The sequence below is a fragment of the Nocardia sp. NPDC057663 genome (assembly GCF_042799895.1).
Taxonomy (GTDB): domain Bacteria; phylum Actinomycetota; class Actinomycetes; order Mycobacteriales; family Mycobacteriaceae; genus Nocardia.
In genome coordinates this window covers 17,497-34,516 of sequence record NZ_JBHVHX010000037.1, presented here as the reverse complement: position 1 = coordinate 34,516, position 17,020 = coordinate 17,497, and the positions used below count along the sequence as shown (strand labels likewise).

General features: G+C 69.4%; 21 protein-coding genes. 12 read left to right on the top strand and 9 right to left on the bottom strand.

Annotation, left to right across the window (positions count from 1 at the left end; translation table 11 throughout):
- Positions 1-170 precede the first annotated feature (170 nt).
- The 4 genes from ACFVAV_RS34895 (at position 171) to rdgB (ending at position 3,158) form a co-directional block, all read left to right on the top strand.
- A complete protein-coding gene (locus tag ACFVAV_RS34895) occupies positions 171-902 on the top strand; it encodes a rhomboid family intramembrane serine protease (protein WP_379039942.1) in 732 nt (243 codons plus the stop codon).
- A 69-nt stretch (positions 903-971) separates the two neighbouring features.
- Positions 972-1,736 carry a cyclic nucleotide-degrading phosphodiesterase gene (locus ACFVAV_RS34890; protein WP_379039941.1) on the top strand — a complete coding sequence of 255 codons (765 nt, stop codon included), beginning with the start codon at positions 972-974 and terminating at the stop codon, positions 1,734-1,736.
- Positions 1,737-1,785: 49 nt separating this feature from the next.
- A complete protein-coding gene (rph, locus tag ACFVAV_RS34885; protein ID WP_379039939.1) occupies positions 1,786-2,550 on the top strand; it encodes a ribonuclease PH in 765 nt (254 codons plus the stop codon).
- 2 nt (positions 2,551-2,552) lie between these two features.
- Positions 2,553-3,158 (top strand): RdgB/HAM1 family non-canonical purine NTP pyrophosphatase, encoded by a 606-nt coding sequence (gene rdgB / locus ACFVAV_RS34880; protein WP_379039938.1) that lies wholly within the window; start codon positions 2,553-2,555, stop codon positions 3,156-3,158.
- Positions 3,159-3,216: 58 nt separating this feature from the next.
- On the opposite strand, the gene ACFVAV_RS34875 is transcribed toward rdgB, so the two are convergent.
- The 4 genes from ACFVAV_RS34875 to ACFVAV_RS34860 all read right to left on the bottom strand — a co-directional run bounded on the left by ACFVAV_RS34875 (position 3,217) and on the right by ACFVAV_RS34860 (position 5,947).
- Positions 3,217-3,564 carry a DUF3817 domain-containing protein gene (locus ACFVAV_RS34875; protein WP_379039946.1) on the bottom strand — a complete coding sequence of 116 codons (348 nt, stop codon included), beginning with the start codon at positions 3,562-3,564 and terminating at the stop codon, positions 3,217-3,219.
- Positions 3,565-3,590: 26 nt separating this feature from the next.
- Positions 3,591-4,025 carry a transcriptional regulator gene (locus tag ACFVAV_RS34870; protein WP_379039937.1) on the bottom strand — a complete coding sequence of 145 codons (435 nt, stop codon included), beginning with the start codon at positions 4,023-4,025 and terminating at the stop codon, positions 3,591-3,593.
- An 86-nt stretch (positions 4,026-4,111) separates the two neighbouring features.
- Positions 4,112-4,987, bottom strand: coding sequence for an oxidoreductase (locus ACFVAV_RS34865; RefSeq protein WP_379039936.1), 876 nt, complete (start codon positions 4,985-4,987; stop codon positions 4,112-4,114).
- 39 nt (positions 4,988-5,026) lie between these two features.
- Positions 5,027-5,947 (bottom strand): RNA polymerase sigma factor RpoD/SigA, encoded by a 921-nt coding sequence (locus ACFVAV_RS34860; protein WP_379039934.1) that lies wholly within the window; start codon positions 5,945-5,947, stop codon positions 5,027-5,029.
- A 99-nt stretch (positions 5,948-6,046) separates the two neighbouring features.
- On the opposite strand from ACFVAV_RS34860, the gene ACFVAV_RS34855 reads away from it, so the two are divergent.
- From ACFVAV_RS34855 to ACFVAV_RS34840, 4 genes are all read left to right on the top strand, one after another.
- The gene (locus ACFVAV_RS34855) at positions 6,047-6,679 is read left to right on the top strand and encodes a TetR/AcrR family transcriptional regulator (RefSeq protein ID WP_379039933.1); all 633 of its coding nucleotides are present in this window, start codon (positions 6,047-6,049) and stop codon (positions 6,677-6,679) included.
- 68 nt (positions 6,680-6,747) lie between these two features.
- A complete protein-coding gene (locus ACFVAV_RS34850) occupies positions 6,748-8,778 on the top strand; it encodes an MDR family MFS transporter (protein WP_379039932.1) in 2,031 nt (676 codons plus the stop codon).
- 78 nt (positions 8,779-8,856) lie between these two features.
- Positions 8,857-9,498, top strand: coding sequence for a PadR family transcriptional regulator (locus ACFVAV_RS34845; RefSeq protein ID WP_379039931.1), 642 nt, complete (start codon positions 8,857-8,859; stop codon positions 9,496-9,498).
- A 162-nt stretch (positions 9,499-9,660) separates the two neighbouring features.
- Positions 9,661-10,872 carry an FAD-dependent oxidoreductase gene (locus tag ACFVAV_RS34840; protein ID WP_379039930.1) on the top strand — a complete coding sequence of 404 codons (1,212 nt, stop codon included), beginning with the start codon at positions 9,661-9,663 and terminating at the stop codon, positions 10,870-10,872.
- A gap of 134 nt (positions 10,873-11,006) precedes the next feature.
- Here ACFVAV_RS34840 and ACFVAV_RS34835 read toward each other — a convergent pair whose 3' ends face one another.
- Positions 11,007-11,798, bottom strand: a complete 792-nt coding sequence (locus ACFVAV_RS34835; protein ID WP_379039929.1) for a helix-turn-helix domain-containing protein — start codon at positions 11,796-11,798, stop codon at positions 11,007-11,009.
- A 114-nt stretch (positions 11,799-11,912) separates the two neighbouring features.
- Here ACFVAV_RS34835 and ACFVAV_RS34830 point away from each other — a divergent pair, with 114 nt between their 5' ends.
- Together ACFVAV_RS34830 and ACFVAV_RS34825 are read left to right on the top strand one after the other, a co-directional pair.
- Positions 11,913-12,338: a hypothetical protein gene (locus ACFVAV_RS34830; protein ID WP_379039928.1), complete on the top strand. Its 426-nt coding sequence runs from the start codon at positions 11,913-11,915 to the stop codon at positions 12,336-12,338.
- Positions 12,339-12,410: 72 nt separating this feature from the next.
- On the top strand, positions 12,411-12,536 hold the full coding sequence (locus tag ACFVAV_RS34825; RefSeq protein WP_379039927.1) for a zinc-binding dehydrogenase: 126 nt from the start codon (positions 12,411-12,413) through the stop codon (positions 12,534-12,536).
- Here ACFVAV_RS34825 and ACFVAV_RS34820 read toward each other — a convergent pair.
- The 3 genes from ACFVAV_RS34820 to ACFVAV_RS34810 are packed head-to-tail and all read right to left on the bottom strand — an operon-like array spanning position 12,485 to position 14,299.
- On the bottom strand, positions 12,485-13,228 hold the full coding sequence (locus ACFVAV_RS34820; protein WP_379039926.1) for a phosphatase PAP2 family protein: 744 nt from the start codon (positions 13,226-13,228) through the stop codon (positions 12,485-12,487). The genes ACFVAV_RS34825 and ACFVAV_RS34820 overlap by 52 nt on opposite strands.
- Positions 13,229-13,253: 25 nt before the next feature.
- Positions 13,254-13,478, bottom strand: coding sequence for a hypothetical protein (locus ACFVAV_RS34815; RefSeq protein WP_379039925.1), 225 nt, complete (start codon positions 13,476-13,478; stop codon positions 13,254-13,256).
- 35 nt (positions 13,479-13,513) lie between these two features.
- Positions 13,514-14,299, bottom strand: coding sequence for an HNH endonuclease family protein (locus tag ACFVAV_RS34810; RefSeq protein WP_379039924.1), 786 nt, complete (start codon positions 14,297-14,299; stop codon positions 13,514-13,516).
- Positions 14,300-14,500: 201 nt separating this feature from the next.
- Between ACFVAV_RS34810 and ACFVAV_RS34805 the strand changes: the two genes are divergently transcribed.
- Together ACFVAV_RS34805 and ACFVAV_RS34800 are read left to right on the top strand one after the other, a co-directional pair.
- A complete protein-coding gene (locus ACFVAV_RS34805) occupies positions 14,501-15,430 on the top strand; it encodes a haloalkane dehalogenase (RefSeq protein WP_379039944.1) in 930 nt (309 codons plus the stop codon).
- A 17-nt stretch (positions 15,431-15,447) separates the two neighbouring features.
- A complete protein-coding gene (locus tag ACFVAV_RS34800) occupies positions 15,448-16,281 on the top strand; it encodes an RNA polymerase sigma factor (protein WP_379039923.1) in 834 nt (277 codons plus the stop codon).
- A 4-nt stretch (positions 16,282-16,285) separates the two neighbouring features.
- On the opposite strand, the gene ACFVAV_RS34795 is transcribed toward ACFVAV_RS34800, so the two are convergent.
- Positions 16,286-16,936 (bottom strand): phosphate uptake regulator PhoU, encoded by a 651-nt coding sequence (locus ACFVAV_RS34795; RefSeq protein WP_379039922.1) that lies wholly within the window; start codon positions 16,934-16,936, stop codon positions 16,286-16,288.
- Between the last annotated feature and the right edge of the window lie 84 nt (positions 16,937-17,020).

Here is a 17,020-nt window from a genome sequence, read left to right as displayed (position 1 = left end):
TGCTTGCTCCTTCGTCGCCTACGCAACGGCACCTGACCGGCGGGACGGCCGCGACCGCCGCTGCGCGGCGGCCCCTCCTCGAGGTCGGGGCGTGCGGGGCCGGGTCGGGTTCGGACGGTCAGGTGCTCGGGTCTGTACCCTCGGTTGAAGTAGCGGCCTGAGCGGAGGCGATGTCGGTGAGCGGTGGCGGTGGTATCGGGGCCTCGTTCGATCCGGATCGGATCGCCGGGCTGCAGGGGCGGACAGGCGCGAGCGGGGGAACACCCGTCAAGCGCGCAGGCACCAGGGTCTGGGCGAGGGCCGCGGTCGTGATCCTCGGGTTCGTCGGGTCGCTGTATGTGATCGAGGGCATCGACGCGGTGCTCTCCCACGATCGCCCCGCCGGTGCGCCGGGTCAGCTGGACGCGGGCGGGATCGAGCCGCGCTCGGCCGACGGGCTCGACGGCATTCTCTGGGCGCCGCTGCTGCACGGTGGCTGGGACCACCTGATCGCCAACACCCTGCCGCTGCTGATCCTCGGTTTCCTCGTCCTGCTGTCGGGGATCGGGCGTGGCATCGCGGCGACGGCGATCATCTGGGTGGTAGCCGGCGTCGGCACCTGGCTGACCGGTTCGTCGGGCAGCGTGCACGTCGGCGCGTCGTCGCTGGTGTTCGGCTGGCTGACCTATCTGATCTGCCGTGGGTGGTTCACCCGCAATGTGGGGCAGATCGTGCTTGGCGTGGTGATCTTCGCGCTGTACGGGTCGATGCTGTGGGGCGTGTTGCCCAGTGACCCCCTAATTTCTTGGCAGGGACATCTTTTCGGGGCGGTGGGTGGAGTCCTGGCGGGCTGGGTACTCTCTGGTGATGAACGTCGACGCCGCCGTGGAGCATCGGTCGGCCGCGCAGTACCTACGCGGTAGCCGGGGATCCAGTCTGGAAAATGGGGGGATCCTGCATTGAGCACCAGCACGTCGTGGCAGCATGGGGGCATGCGCCTTACCGTCCTCGGGTGCTCGGGCAGCGTGTCCGGCCCGGACTCTCCAGCGTCGGGCTATCTGCTGACCGGCCCTGATATGAGGCCCACCGTCATCGACTTCGGTCCCGGTATCTTCGGGGCGCTGCAGAAGTACTTGAACCCGGGTGACGTCGACGTCTTCCTCACCCACCTGCACGCGGATCACTGCCTCGACCTGCCCGCGCTGCTGGTGTGGCGCCGCTACCACCCGAACCCGCCGCAGGGTCAGGCACTGGTGCGCGGTCCCTCCGACGCCGCGCTGCGCATCGGCAACGCCTCCGCCGAGATCGGCGGCGAGACCGACGACTGGTCCGATGTGATCGACTCGCAGGTCTGGGTCGAGAACGTCCCGGTGCCGTTCGGTCCCGGCCACACGGTCGAAGCCCGCCGGATGTACCACCCGCCGGAGTCCTACGGCCTGCGGATCACCGCTGCCGACGGCCGCGTCTTCGTCTACACCGGCGACACCGCCATGTGCGACGCCGTCGTCGACCTGGCGCAGGGCGCCGACGTGCTCATGGCGGAAGCCTCGTGGACCCACGATCCGGCCAATCGCCCACCCGGCATTCACCTTTCGGGCACCGAGGCAGGCGAGATCGCCACCCGCGCCGGCGCCAAGGAACTCCTGCTCACCCACATCCCACCGTGGACCTCCCGCGAGGATGTGATCGCGGAGGCCAAGGCGGCATTCTCCGGACCGGTGCACGCGGTGTCGCCGGGGGAGACGTTCGACCTGTAGAGCACGACTCGCTGAGTTCCGGGGAGGCGGAACAGCTAGGGTGTTTCCCGTGTCGAGACGAGCCGATGGCAGGGCGGATGACGAACTCCGCGAGGTAAGGATCACCCGTGGCTTCACCACGCATCCGGCGGGATCGGTGCTGGTCGAGTTCGGGCAGACCCGGGTGATGTGCACGGCCAGCGTCACCGAGGGTGTGCCGCCGTGGCGCCGGGATTCCGGGTTGGGCTGGCTCACCGCGGAATACGCGATGCTGCCCGCGGCCACCCACACTCGCAGCGGGCGTGAGTCGGTGAAGGGCAAGGTCGGCGGGCGCACCCAGGAGATCAGCAGGCTGATCGGCCGTTCGCTGCGCGCGTGCATCGACCTGGCCGCCCTCGGCGAGAACACCATCGCCCTCGACTGCGACGTGCTGCAGGCCGACGGCGGCACCCGCACCGCCGCGATCACCGGTGCGTACGTGGCGCTCTCGGACGCGGTGACCTACCTGGCCGCCGCGGGCAAACTGGCCGACCCGCAGCCGATCTCGTGCATGATCGCCGCGGTGAGCGTCGGCGTGGTCGACGGCCGGGTGCGCCTGGACCTGCCCTACGAGGAGGATTCGCGCGCCGAGGTCGACATGAATGTGGTCGCCACCGACACCGGCACCCTGGTCGAGATCCAGGGCACCGGCGAGGGCGCGACGTTCCCGCGCTCGACCCTGGACAAGCTGCTGGACTCGGCGCTGGCCGGGTGCGAGCAGCTGTTCGCGGTCCAGAGGGAGGCGCTGGCGCTGCCCTACCCGGGCGCGCTGCCCGAGCCGGCCGCGAAGAAGTAGCCGTGTCCGCGCGTGTGCTGGTCGCCAGCCGGAATGCCAAGAAGCTGAAGGAGTTGCGCCGGATCCTCGACGAGGCAGGCGTGGCCGGGATCGACCTGGTCAGCCTGGCCGACGTGCCGCCGTACGAGGAGGCACCCGAGACCGGGGCCACCTTCGAGGAGAACGCGATCGCCAAGGCCCGTGACGGTGCCGTCGCCACCGGATTGCCGTGTGTGGCAGACGATTCCGGGATCGAGGTGGACGCGCTCAACGGTATGCCCGGCGTGCTGTCGGCGCGCTGGTCGGGTCGCCACGGTGACGACTCGGCCAACAACGCGTTGTTGCTCGGCCAGCTCGGTGACGTGCCCGACGAGCGGCGCGGCGGCGCCTTCGTCTCCACCTGCGCCCTGGTCCTGCCCGACGGCACCACCACCGTGGTCCGCGGCGAATGGCGGGGCACCATCGCCCGCGAGCCCTCGGGTGAGGGCGGCTTCGGCTACGACCCGCTGTTCCTGCCCGAGGGTGGCACCGGCAGCGCGGCCCAGCTGACCCCGGCCGAAAAGGACGCGGTCTCCCACCGCGGACGGGCCCTGACCCAGCTCATCCCCGCACTCGCCGCCCTGGCCTGATCGGAAACGACAGCGCCGCCGCTCCGGATTCGGGGCGGCGGCGCTGTCGTGACTGGGGTCAGAGGCTGTACTGCTGCTTGACGTCCTTGGCGTTGCGGTGCTCGACGAAGAACGACAGCAGCGGGATGGTGCCCGCGATGAGGGTGCCGACGGTGCGGCCGATCGGCCAGCGGACCTTCACCGCGAGGTCGGCGGTGACGAGCAGGTAGGCGAAGTAGACCCAGCCGTGCACGACCGCGATCCAGCTCGGGGTGTCGACGTCGAAGCCGTACTTGGCGATCATCTCGCCGGTGAGCAGCAGCAGCCACAGACCGGTGACCCACGCCAGCACCCGGTAGCGCTGCAGCGCCGGGGCGATCTTGGCCGTGCCCGCGCTGCCCGCCGGTGTGCCGGTGTCCTTGTCCAGCGACGGTGCGGTGGTCTTGTTGTCGGTCACCCGGCGTTCCTCTCAGTGGCGTGCAGACCGGCCGAGCGGACCTGCGCATCGATGTCGTTGGCGTGCAGTTGTGCCAGGTACTGGTTGTAGGCGACCGTTTCCGGGTCGTCGGCGGGCGCGGCCTTCGGCCGTTCGGGCAGGATCCCGGCGGGGATCTCGCGCGGCGCCTCGGCCTCGGCCGTGCGTGGCTTGGCCGATGCCGGTTCCTCGGCCTCGCGTTCCAGCCGCACGAACCGGACGTAGGCGAACACCGCGAACGCGGCGAACAGCGGCCACTGCATCGCGTAGCCGAGGTTCTGGCCCGTACCCGACGCCGATTCGAACCGCTCCCACTGCCACCAGGCCAGTGCGAGGCAGCCCAGCGCGACGACGACGACCAGCGCGATCAGGGCCGGTCGATTGTGCGCCGGGCGGGGAGAAGAAGCGGACACGCGCTCCACGGTACCCGGCTACTACAGCGTGCGTAGGACCAGGTCGCAGCTGAGAGGGGCGTCATAGCCGGGTTCGTGGCGCACCGTCAGAACTTGTAGCTGACGCCCGTCATCCGCTCGGATTCCTCCCACAGCCTGCGCTGCAGTTCCGGATTGCGGGAGATCGCGCTCGACGGGCAGGCCTCGACCGGGCCCTGGGACTGCATCCACTTGTTGGGACCCCAGTAGACGGTGGGATCGGCAGCCGGTTCGGTGGCCGCGAACAGGGTCGAGTGGGCGGCCTTGGCCGGCGGGTGGCCGACGAGCTTGATGAACGGCTTGCTGACCCGGTCCAGGATGGTCTCGGTGTGGGCGAACAGGTCGGTCGCCGAGACGCCGGGGTGCACCGCGTAGGACTTCTTCGCCGAACCGGCCTCGGTGAGCCTGCGCTGCAGCTCACGGCCGAACATCAGGTTGGCCAGCTTGGCCTGGGCGTAGGCGAGGTTGCGCTGGTAGCGGCGGTTCTCGTAGTTGAGGTCGTCGATCCAGAGCTTGGGCGTCTGCTTGTGCGCGATGCTGGCCAGGGTGACCACCCGGTCGGTGATCCGGTCCAGCAGCAGGCCGGTGAGCGCGAAATGCCCGAGGTGGTTGACGCCGAACTGGGTCTCGAAGCCGTCGGTGGTGCGGGAGAACGGGATGTTCATCAGGCCCGCGTTGTTGATCAGCACGTCGAACTCGCCCTGCTGCTCGGCGAACGCGCGCACGGAAGCCAGGTCGGCCAGATCGAGCGCGGCGACCCGGACGTCACCGGGGATGGCGTCGGCGATGGGCTGTGCCTTGGCCGCGTTGCGGCAGGCCATGATGACGGTGCCGCCCTTACCTGCCAGCACCTTGGTGGTTTCGGTACCGAGGCCGCCGTTGGCCCCGGTGATCACGAACGTGCGCCCGCTCTGGTCCGCGATGTCAGTTGGTTTCCATGCCATGCGCCGACCTTACTCCGGAGTAAGATCGGAAGGAAGCATTCAGTCGAGCAGCCCTGTCAGCGTACTGGCGCAGGCGGGCCTGCGGAGCTTGGACATGGCCTTCGCCTCGATCTGCCTGGCCCGTTCCCGGGAGACGCCGAGCGCGGAACCCACCTCCTCCAGCGTGCGGCCCTCGCCGCGATCGAGGCCGAACCGCAGCCGGATGACGGCGGATTCGCGCTCGGTGAGGACCGCCAGCGCGGCGTCGACATAGCGGGGCAGCATGCGCTCGGCGACCGTGTCCGCCGGGGCGGGCGCGGTATCGGGCAGCAGCGCGCCCAGCTCGGTGTCCTCGCCGATCGGCGCGTGCAGCGACACCGGCTCGGCCTCGTGCCGCAGCATCGCCTCGACCTGGGCGACGGTGAGCTCGGCGGCCGTGGCCAGCTCCTCGACGGTGGCCGCGCGACCCAGCTGATGGGCCAGCTCGCGCCGGACCCGGATCACCCGGTGCAGGACATCGGCCACGTTCGACGGAAGCCGGATCGCGCGGCCCTGATCGGTGAGCGCGCGGCCGATCGATTGCCGGATCCAGTACGTCGCGTAGGTGGAGAGCTTGAGCCCGCGCTCGTGGTCGAACTTCTCCACCGCGCGGATCAGCCCGAGGGTGCCCTCCTGGATCAGATCCAGCAGCGACATGCCCGTATTCGTCGGGAACCGCCGCGCGATGGAGACGACAAGGCGCAGATTCGCCCGCACCATATGGTCTTTCGCGCACAGTCCGTCGATCTCCGTGCGGCGCAGCTGTTCTCGCCGCGCGGCGGTGAGTTCGATGCCTGCGGCGGCGTTCTCGTCGAGTTCGGCGCGGGCGGCCGTACCCGCGGCGATGCGCGCCGCGAGCGCATATTCCTGCTCGGCGGTCAGCAGGGGAGTGCGGGCGATGGCGGTGAGGTAGTCGCGGATGGGATCAGCGGTGACGGTCAAGAGGAACTCCCATGCAGAGGCGGCAACGAGGACAAACTTAGATCGAACCTAAAAATATGTCAAGAACAAGTTTGGGACGACTTCAGATATGCTTCCGGCATGACGACGCAGCAGGGGCTTCGGGCCAGGAAGAAGCAGCAGACCAGAGAGCAGATCTCGCACCGGGCGACCGAGCTGTTCCTCGAGCGCGGATTCGACAAGGTGACGATCGCCGACGTCGCCGCGGCCGCCGATGTCGCCAAGATGACCGTCACCAACTACTTCCCGCGCAAGGAGGATCTCGCCCTCGACCTCGGCGAAGTGTTCGCCGAACAGCTCGCGGCGGTCGTGCGGGGACGTGAGCGGGGGGAGTCGGCGCTGGCCGCGCTGCGCGGCGCCTACCTGGCCGCGGTGGCGGCGCAGGATCCGGTGATCGGGTTCAGTGGGCAGCCGTTCGCGAAGATGATCACCGACAGTCCCGCGCTGGTGGCGCGGCTGCGCGAGTTCCACGACGACCGGCAGGCCGCGCTGGCACGCGCGCTTGCCGAGGACACCGGCGCCGCGCCCGACGACATCACCCCGCGGGTCGCCGCGGCCCAGCTCGCCGGTGTCCACCGGGTGCTGTTCGACGAGATCCTGCGCCGCACGCTCGACGGCGAATCCGGCGACGAGATCGCCACGGCCCTGGCCGAATACACCCGGATCGCGTTCGACGCGCTCGAGCCGGGGCTGGGCGAATACGCGGTGCGCTGAGTTCCGGCACCGATTTGCTGCCGTGTCACTGAAGTATCGGGAGAGGTCGGAAAGCCCATACTGAGGCAATGGCGGATGGTGTTGCTGTAGACGAGCCCGTCGAGCCGATGAGCAAGGCCAAGATCAACATCGTTTTCGCCACGGTCGTTCTCGGCATGCTGATGGCCGCACTCGACCAGACCATCGTGTCGGCGGCGCTGCCGTCGATCGTCGCCGACCTCGGCAGCGCGGGCCACATGGCCTGGGTGGTCACCGCGTACCTGCTCGCCGAAGCCGTCGCGACCGTGCTCGCGGGAAAACTCGGCGACCTGTTCGGCCGCAAACTGCTGTTCCAGGTCAGCGGTGTCATCTTCATCGCGGGCTCGGCGCTGGCCGGACTCGCGCCGGGCATGGCGGTGCTGATCCTGGCCAGGGGCATCCAGGGCATCGGCGCCGGCGGGTTGATGGTCACCTCGATGGCCCTGATCGCCGACACCATCCCGCTGCGCGAACGCGGCAAGTATCAGGGCGCGCTCGGCGCGGTCTTCGGCATCACGACCGTCGTCGGTCCCACCCTCGGCGGGCTGTTCACCGACCACGCCAGCTGGCGCTGGTGCTTCTACGTCAATGTGCCGCTGGCGATCATCATGGTGGCGATGGCGGCGCGCACCCTGCCGCACCTGCGCGCGGTCGCGCGGCCGGTGATCGACTACCTCGGCATCGGCCTGGTCGCGCTCGGCGTCTCGGCGCTGATCCTCGGTCTCGAGTTCGGCGGCAACGAATATCCGTGGGGCTCTTGGCAGATCATCGGGCTGTTCCTGCTCGCGATCGTGCTGCTGGTCGCGTTCGTCGCGGTGGAGAACCGGGCGGTGGAGCCCATGCTGCCGATGCGGCTGTTCCGCAGCCGGGTGTTCACGGTGTCCTCGGTGCTCAGCTTCATCGTGGGCTTCGCGATGCTCGGCTCGATGACGTACCTGCCCGCCTATCTGCAGTACGTCGACGGCGCGACGGCGACGGTGTCGGGCGTGCGGACGCTGCCGCTGGTCGTCGGCCTGTTCATCACCTCGGTCTTCTCCGGGCAGGTGGTCGGGCGCACCGGGCAGTACCGGTATTTCCCGGTCGTCGGCATGGCGGTGATGGCCGTCGGTCTCGCCCTGATGTCGACGATGGGCCGCGAGACCAGCGTCTGGCTGGAATCGCTGTACATGCTGATCCTCGGCGCCGGGCTCGGGTTGTCGATGCAGGTGCTCACCATCGTCGTGCAGAACACGGTGCCCTACGCCGACCTCGGCACCGCCACCTCGGGCGTGACGTTCTTCCGCACGCTGGGCAGCGCGTTCGGCACCGCGGTGTTCGGCACGCTCTACACCAACCAGATCACATCGGCGCTGGCCGAGGCGCTGCGGCAGACGCCCGGCATCACCCCGGCGGCGGCGGCCAACCCGAAGATGCTGCGTGAGCTGCCGCTCGAGCTCTCGGCGCCGGTCATCGACGCCTACGCGAACTCGATCAACTACGTGTTCCGCTGGGTGGTCCCGGTCGCGCTGCTCGGGTTCGCCGTCGCCTGGTTCCTGCCGCAGGTGCGGTTGCGTGACAGCGCGCGGCACGGCGCGGGCGATATCGGCGAGGGCTTCTCGGTGCCCGATTCCGACGACCGGGTGGTGCAGCTGGAACGGGCGGTCGCGGCGACCGTGCGCAAGGCCAGGGCGGAGAAGCCGATCCTTCCCGAGCTCATCGCGGCGGCGGGCAGCTCGCTCGGGCCGGACGCCGCCTGGGCGCTCGGGCAGGTGTATCTCTACGACAAGCGGGGCCTGCCCGCGAAGATCCACGGCATCGCCTTCCGGCACCGGCTGCCGGTGGAGGTGCTGTCGCCGGTGTTCCGGCAGGCCGTCGACGACGGACTGCTGGCCGACGACGCGGGCACGCTGACGCTGACCGAGCTGGGCCACCGCGAGATCGACCAGCTGCGGGCGGGCTGGCGGCGCTGGCTCGGCGACCGGCTCGACGACTGGAACTACCAGGACCCCGCCGATCGCGCGCTGCTCGACGAGGCCCTGTCGAATATCGCGGGCAAGCTGCTCGAGCAGGGCGCCGACAGCGTCGAGGTCGCCAAGGTCTGATCTCGTCCAGTCCACTGGACAGGCCTTGCCCATCGAATACTCGTAGACGTATATTCGTAGACGAGTAAGGAGGCGATCATGGCTACGAAGCGCAAGGTGAACAATCTGCTCGCGCTCGCCGTGCTGTCGGTGATCGTGCAGCGGCCGATGCACCGGTACGAGATCGCCGCCACCCTGCGCGCCCATGGCAAAGACAAGGACATGGACATCAAGTGGGGTTCGCTCTACACGGTCGTCCAGAACATGGCCAAGGCCGGTTTCCTCGAAGTCGTCGGCAGTGAACGCGACGGCGCGCGGCCCGAGCGGGTGATCTACCGGATCACCGATGCCGGGCGCGCCGAGATGGCCGACTGGACCAGGGAACTGCTCGCCTCGCCCGAACCCGAACACCACCGGTTCACTGCGGGACTGTCGATCCTGGCTGCACTCCCGCCGGACGAGGTGATCGAGCTGCTCGGCATCAGGATCGCCGCGCTCGACGAGGCCGTCGAGCGCGCGAAGGCCGATCTCGCCGAGCTGGCGGGCACCCTGCCCCGACTGTTCCTCGTCGAGACCGAATTCGGCATCGCGATGCTGGAAGCCGAAGCCCGATGGGCGTGCTCGCTGCGTGACGAACTGCGCGCGGGCACCTTCGAAGGCCTCCAGATGTGGCGGCAGTGGCATGCCGAGGGCATGCCCGCCGACCGGATTCCCGAATTCGGCGAAAGGGGGAACGACTAGCTCTCGCTCCCGAAAAGACCCCGGACCCGGTGGTGTGCGGCAACACCCCACCGAGTCCGAGAAACCGTCCCGACACCGTGCTCACACGCATGCGCACCCGGCTACGAGGCTGGCAACCACAGGATAGCCCGGGTGACGCAGACACAGATCTGGAGATCACTCATGTCCACAACCCGTTCCGCCTTGGTCATCGGCGGTGGTATCGCCGGACCCGTCGCGGCGACCGCCCTGCGTCTGGCAGGCATCGACGCCCATGTCTACGAGGCCTATTCCGGGCCGTCCGACGGCATCGGCTCCGGGCTCGCGCTCGCCCCCAACGGGGTCGCGGCCCTCGACATCATCGGCGCGGGCGACGCCGTGCGCGGGATCGCGCTGCCCGTCCAGGGCATGCGGCTGGCCGTCGGCGGCCGCGAACACATCCTGCCGGTGCTGGCCGATCAGCCGCCGTTGCAGGTCGTCGATCGCGGTGAACTGCACCGCACGCTGCACGATCACGCGGTCGGCGCGGGCGTGCCGTTCAGCTACGACAAGCGCCTGGTGCGCGTCGACGAGCACGCCGACGGCGTGACCGCGCACTTCTCCGACGGCTCCAGCGCGTCCGCCGACATCCTGGTCGGCGCCGACGGCATCCGGTCTACGGTCCGGAGCCTGATCGACCCGGCCGCGCCCGGCCCCGACTACACCGGCATGCTCGGCTTCGGCGCCCTGATCGACTGCGATCTCGACCTGCCCGCCGACACCATGGTGTTCGCGTTCGGCGCCAAGGCCTACTACCTGTACTGGCAGCACGCCGACGGCCGCGTCGCGTGGGGCGCGAATCTGCCCAGCAAGCAGTACTACTCGCTGACCGAGGCCCGCGCGGTCCCGGCCGAGCACTGGTTGCGGGTGCTGCGCGAGACCTACGCGCCCGACACCCCGGGTGGCGAGTTCGCCCGCCGCACCACCGCCGAGAACCTGGAGATCACCGGGGCGCTGCACATCATGCCGCCGGTGCCGCACTGGTACCGCGACCGGATGGTGCTGGTCGGTGATTCCGTGCATGCGCCGTCGAACAGCTCGGGACAGGGCGCGTCGCTGGCGATCGAGAGCGCCCTGCAGCTGGCCCGCTGCCTGCGCGACCTCGACACGCCCACCGCGGCCTTCGCGGCCTACGAGCAGCTGCGGCGAGCCAGGGTGGAGGGCATCGCGGCCCGTGCGGCGAAGGTCAACCACAGCAAGACCCCGGGCCCGTTCGCCCGCAAGATCATGAACGCGATGATGCCGTTGATGGTCAAGACGGTGATGAACCCGGAGAAGACGATGGGCGCCGAACGCCGCTACCGCATCGACTGGGACGCACCGGTCCAGCGGGAGCTGGTGGGCGTCACCAGCTGATCCGGGCAGCCCCTCGGTCGTCATCCCGACCGAGGGGTTCGCCGCGGCCGCGGGGAGTGTCGCCCCCACAGCGCGAGCAAGGCGGCACTCGGTGTCCTCGCCCAGAAATAGCGAAAGACTATGGATCGGAGAGTTCAGCGGCGGTCGGCGCGCAGCCGGAGGATGCGGGCGGTCTCCGCGTCGGCGGGCAGGAACGCCTCGAGGTGGAGTTCGGCGATGGTGACGTCGGTCGCGGTGGCGAACGAGGTGAGGGTGGTGATCAGGCGGAGATCGCCGTCGTCGGTGCGCAGGTGCAAGGGGACGGCGAAGCCGACGTGGTCGGGGCCGGGAGCGGTGGCGGGCAGGTAGCCGGACAGTTCCGCGATCAGTTCGTCGAGGGCCGGGTCAGGGGTGTGGGCCGCCCGGCTGCGCAGCGAGTCGATGATGTGCCTGCCCCATTCGGGCAGGTTGCGCACGCGTGGCGCGACGCCGTCGGGATGCAGGGCCAGGCGCAGGACGTTCATCGGCGCGCGCAGCAGGTCGTCGGCGACGCCCTCGGTGAACAGGTCGAACGCGGCATTGGCGGTGACCAGCTCGCCCCGTGGCCGCGCGACCAGCGCCGGATACGGCAGGTGCCCGTCGAGGACAGCGCTGAGTGCCTCGCGCACCGGCGCCAATTCCGGTGCGGCCAGGTCGCTTTCGGGGAACACCGGGGCGAAGCCCGCGGCCAGTAGCAGGTTGTTGCGGTCACGCAAGGTCAGCTCGAGCGATTCGGCCAGGCGAACCACCATCGTGCGGCCGGGCTGGGACCTGCCCTGTTCGAGGAAGCTCAGGTAGCGCTGGCTCGTCTCGGCGCGAATCGCCAGGTCGAGCTGACTGACCCGGCGCAGCGTGCGCCAGTGCCGCAGTTGCGGGCCGAAGGCGGTGGTGGACAGCGCGGTCGTCATGGGTCGAGTCAACCGTGCGCGGGCAGCACGCTATTCCCACGGGGAATGAGCCGACGGCCCGTCATTCCCCGCAGGGAATCGCGGGGCATCGCGGGCTCCGGCACAGTTGTCGCCATGAGCATCAACGACCTCGCCACCGCTTACGTGGCTCTCTGGAACGAATCCGACCCGGCCGCGCGCCGCACCCTGATCGAGCAGCTCTTCGCCGTCGACGGCGCGCAGTTCCTCGTCGATCCGCCCCTCGAAATCCGCAAGGCCGCCGCCGAACTCGCCTTCCCGGTCCCGGCGCTCGCCGTGCACGGTCACGACGCGCTCGACCGCCGCGCCACCCGCGCCTATGAAATGTTCCTCGCCTCCGGCGACTTCGTCTTCGCGGCCGCCGGACCCGCCGTCGAACTCCCCGCCAACACGGTCGGCATCGCCTGGACGATGTCCCGGCGAGACGACGGCACCGCGGCCGGCGGTGGCTTCGACCTGCTCGCCCTCGACACCGACGGCCGCATCGTGTCCGACCACCAGTTCATCGAGGGCTCGCGATGAACGCGCCTGCCGGGCCTGGCAATCCGGCGGACCGCGGTCGGTAGCCGGACCGGCAGCGTGAGGATGAACCGCGTGATCACCGAGCATCGGCTGCGCCCGGTGATCGACCGTGAATTCGGGTTCGGCGAGGTGGTCGCTGCCGACGACTACCTGCGGTCGGGGGCGGTGTTCGGCACGGTGGTGGTCTCGGTGGGCTGATCGGCGGGGGAGTAATCGCGGTAGACCCAGGCGAACACGGTGACGCACAGGATCAGCCAGAACAGGCCGAAGTTCCAGCCCGCGAGGACGTCGGTGAACCAGTGCACGCCCAGGTAGACCCGGGACAGGCCGACCGCGATCGGGAACACCACCGCGAACACGGTGGCGGCTACTCGGACCGCGGTGTGGCGGAGGCCGGGAATGACGGTGAGCGCGACGATGCCGACCACCACCGTGGTGCCGAGGGTGTGGCCCGACGGATAGGACAGGCTCGGCTCGACGGCAAGGCGGGTCAGCTCGGGTGGCCGGTGCCTGCCGACGATCCGCTTGACCACCACGACCAGCACGCCCGCACCCGCCGAGGTGACGGCGACCAGCATCGCGGTCGGCCAGTTGCGCCGCCAGGCGAACCAGGCGACGGTGATCGCCGCGAGGATCGCCATCGACAGGGTGTCGCCCAGATCGGTGACCACCCGGGCGATCGAGGTCAGTGGTTCGCCGCGGTGGGCGATCATCCAGTCGAGCACCCGCGGATCGATCCGGATGATGCCCGCGTCATTGTTGACCTGCCAGGTGAGCGCGGCGACGAGGATCGCGGCGGTCGCGATCAGCGTCACCGCGAGCGGCAGCCGCCGGCCGAGCGCGGACCACGCGACATCGTCGGACGGGGGTCTTCCAGAGGCAGTCGGCATAACTACCAGATTGCCAGCCGCGGGCTCAGGCTTCGAAGACCACCGTGTTCCCGGCGACATCGCGGGTGCCGGCGACCTTCTTGATCGCCTTCACCAGGTCGGCGACGCTGTCCCACGCGCGCGGGGGTTCGGCCTCGATGTTGCCGATTGTGTACCAGGTGTCGGTACCGCGGTAGCGGACGAGGCCCTTGCCCGCATCGTCGAGCATGACATCGAGCTCGCCGGACACCGTCCCTTCCTCTTCGGTCATGACGGCGCTCTCGGCGGTGATCTCGATCGTCTCGCTTATGTGAACTCTCCTCGGCGGAGGCAGTCGTCGACTGCGGTGCGCAACGCGGTGTGCTCGGCGGTATCAACGGTCAGCGCGTACTTTATCTTGACCTTCACGTAATGCTCGACATAGGCACACCGGAAATTGCCGGGCGGCAAGTAGTTCGCGGGGTCCTGATCGCCCTTCGAGCGGTTGGCCGAGGGGTCGGCGGCGACGAGATTCAGCGAGTCGTTGGCGATGCGGCGGCGGGTGTCCTCGTCGCGGTCGGCGGCGCCGGAGCGCCACGCCTCGGCCAGCGCGACGATGTGCTCGGCGTCGACCTTGGCCGGATCGGTGATGAACTTGTACGGCCCGAGCTGCCCGGTCTTCTTGTCGACGAATCCGTAGCGGTCCTGCCAGCCCGCACCCGAGGGAATCGTCAGGTCGCAGGTCTTCGGGTCGAGGGTGACCTTGCCGGTGGCGTCGCGCAGCATCATCACGTCGCGGCTGGTGCACTTGGTGTACTGCGCGAGGTCGCCGCCGAAGCCGTGCTCGGGCTTGTTGGTGTCCCAGTGCGGGAACTTCTCCCTGGTGTAGCCCGTCATCGGGCCTTCCTTCGCGACGACGAGCTTGCCGACCAGATCGCCGATCTCCTTGCCCGACACCGTCGCGGCGTTCGCCGGACCCGGTCCGGGCGCGGTGGGGCTCACTTTGTCCAGCAGCGAATTCGCCACGGTCAGGACGACGCCGAGACTGACCGCCGCGGCGAGGGCGAGCAAGGCCCGGCCCAGAGGAGAGCCACTGATCGAGGACCACTTCATGCCCGTACCACCCACATGCCTTCGTCGAAAATGAACCGGCACAACCTAACGGCCACACCCGATGTCGTAACTGATTGTCGGCTATGACCTTCCGCACACGACAGGGCAAACGAACTGCGGCTCAATAGCGTTCACCTATCGACGGTGGTGACCGGCGGAAATGGCCGGTAAACCCGGGGTGACGCACATCACGTCGGATTCCTGTCGGCGTCGGTCGGTTCCCCGCGTCCAACCCAGCGAAGGACCATCCACCGAAAGGAACCGGCCATGCCGACCGTCGACGTCATCGACTCGTTCATCTCCTACAGCGACGCGGGTGCCGACACCCGTCCCGTCGTCTTCCTGCACGGCAACCCGACCAGTTCCCACCTGTGGCGCAACGTGCTGCCGGTCGTGCGCGAGCACGCGCGCTGCCTGGCCCCCGACCTGATCGGGATGGGCGCCTCCGGCAAACCCGACATCGCCTACCGCCTCGATGATCACGCGCGCTACCTCGACGCCTGGTTCGACGCGCTCGAGCTGACCGATCCGATCCTGGTCGGCCATGACTGGGGCGGCACCCTGGCCATGGATTTCGCCGCCCGCCACCCGGGCCGGGTCGCGGGCATCGCGGTCATCGAGACCTTCCTGCGCCCGCTGACCTGGTCGGAGCTGCCCGCCCGCTCGGCCGAGATGTTCCGCCTGTTCCGTTCCCCCGCGGGCGAACAGGCTGTGCTGACGGAGAACAAGTTCATCGAGTACAACCTGCCGACCCTGGTCCCCGCCCTCAGCGCGGCCGATCTCGACGCCTACCGTGCCCCGTATCCCACCCCGGCATCGCGGGCGCCGATGCTGGCCTGGGCCAGGGAGTTCCCGCTCGACGGTGAGCCCGCCGACGTGGTGGCGAGAGTGAACGCCTATGGGGACTGGATGGCGGCGAGCGCGGGTGTGCCGAAGCTGCTGATGACGGTGGAGCCCGCCATCGGGCTCGGCGGCGCCGAGGTCATCGAGTGGGCGGCACGGACATTCGCCGACATCGAGGTCGAATCGGTCGGTGCCGGTTCGCATCACGCGCCCGAGGACCAGCCGGAAGCGATCGCGAAATCCGTTGCGGGATGGCTGGAGCGGCACGGGCTGCTCGATCGGGTATGACCGGCGACAATGGCGGGATGGAGACCGAGGAGGCCGAGCTGGTCGCCCGCGCCGTCGACGGCGACAAGGCGGCGCTGGCCGAGGTGATCGGCCAGTTGCAGGATCCCCTGTACCGCTTGGCCTTGCGGATGACCGGCCGCCGGGCCGATGCCGAGGACGCGGTGCAGGAGATCCTGATCCGGGTGGTCACCCGGCTGTCCACGTGGCGCGGCGAAGCCAAGCTGCTCACCTGGGCCTACCGGGTCGGGGCCAACTATCTGATCTCGCTGCACCGGCGTTCGGCGGCGGAGCAGACTCAGCTCAGCCTCGACGATTTCGGTGCGAACCTGCTCGACGGGCTGGCCACCGAGGACTATCGCGGTCCCGAAGCCGCGCTGCTCACCGAGGAGGTCCGGCTCAGCTGCACCCAGGCGGTGCTGCAGTGCCTGAGCCGCGACGAGCGGGTCGCCTTCGTCCTCGGTGACCTGTTCGGGCTCTCGGCGGCCGAGGCGGCCTGGGTGCTCGACATCACCCCGGCCGCGTATCAAAAGCGCTGGGAGCGGGCCAAACAGCGGCTCGGCGCGTTCCTGCGCGCCTCCTGCGGGCTGGTGAATCCGGCGGCGCCGTGCCGGTGCGCCCGCCGGGTGGCCAGGGCGAGCGAGCTCGGGCGGATCGATGTCGCGCAACCCGCCTATACGAAACACGCCGTGCGACACGGTGGTCGCACGGTCGCCGAGGCGGCGGCGGAGCTCAGCCGCCTGCGGGACGCGGCCGCCGTCCTCGCCGCGCACCCGGATTACGCGGCGCCGCAGGAGAAGATCGCGGCGATCACGGCACTGGTGGGCTCCGGCCGGTTCTCGCTGCTCGACTGAGGGATCAGTCGGGCAGCGAGCCGGTCTCCGGCGGAATGCCGGTGTCCAGGAAGCGGATCAGGCGGGCGATGCGGGCGGTGTGGTCGACGCAGCGCTGGAATTGACTGCCGAGCAGGGCCAGATCGATCGCCGCACCCGCGTCCGTGTCGGTCATGGCCAGCACTGTGCGCAGCTGTCTGCACAGCCCATCCATGGATTCCGCGGCGGTGCCGTCGTCTGCGACGAAGCGGCCGGTCGCGACCGAAGCACCAACCCGCGCAACGCATTCGGCGGCGAGGGTGCCCATCGCCACCAGCTCGGCGACGACCGGCTCCGGCGCCACCGCGCGCGGATGGGCGCGATACACGTACTGGCCCGCGGTCTCGGTGCGCCTGCCGATTCGCGAGAGTTCGCCGGCGATCTGGATCGCGGTCACCACGTGGCGAAGGTCGCGCGCGACCGGCGCCTGCAGGGCCAGCAGCGCCATGGTGCGGTTCTCACAGGCGGCGAACATCTGCTGTAGCTGTTCGTCGAGGGCGAAGACTTCGTAGGTCGCGGTCAGGTCGGCGCCTGCCAGCGCCTCGGTGATCCGCTCTGTCGCATCATGAGCCAGGCGCGACATCAGGGTGAGATCGTTGGACAGGGCAACGAGCTCGAGGGTGAACTGGGTCCGCACGGGCTGAATTGTTCCCCATCGAGGCGATCTGGGGAATCCAACCGGCGATCTTCGCGGCCGCGTATCCGGGTGCACTCGTGCGCA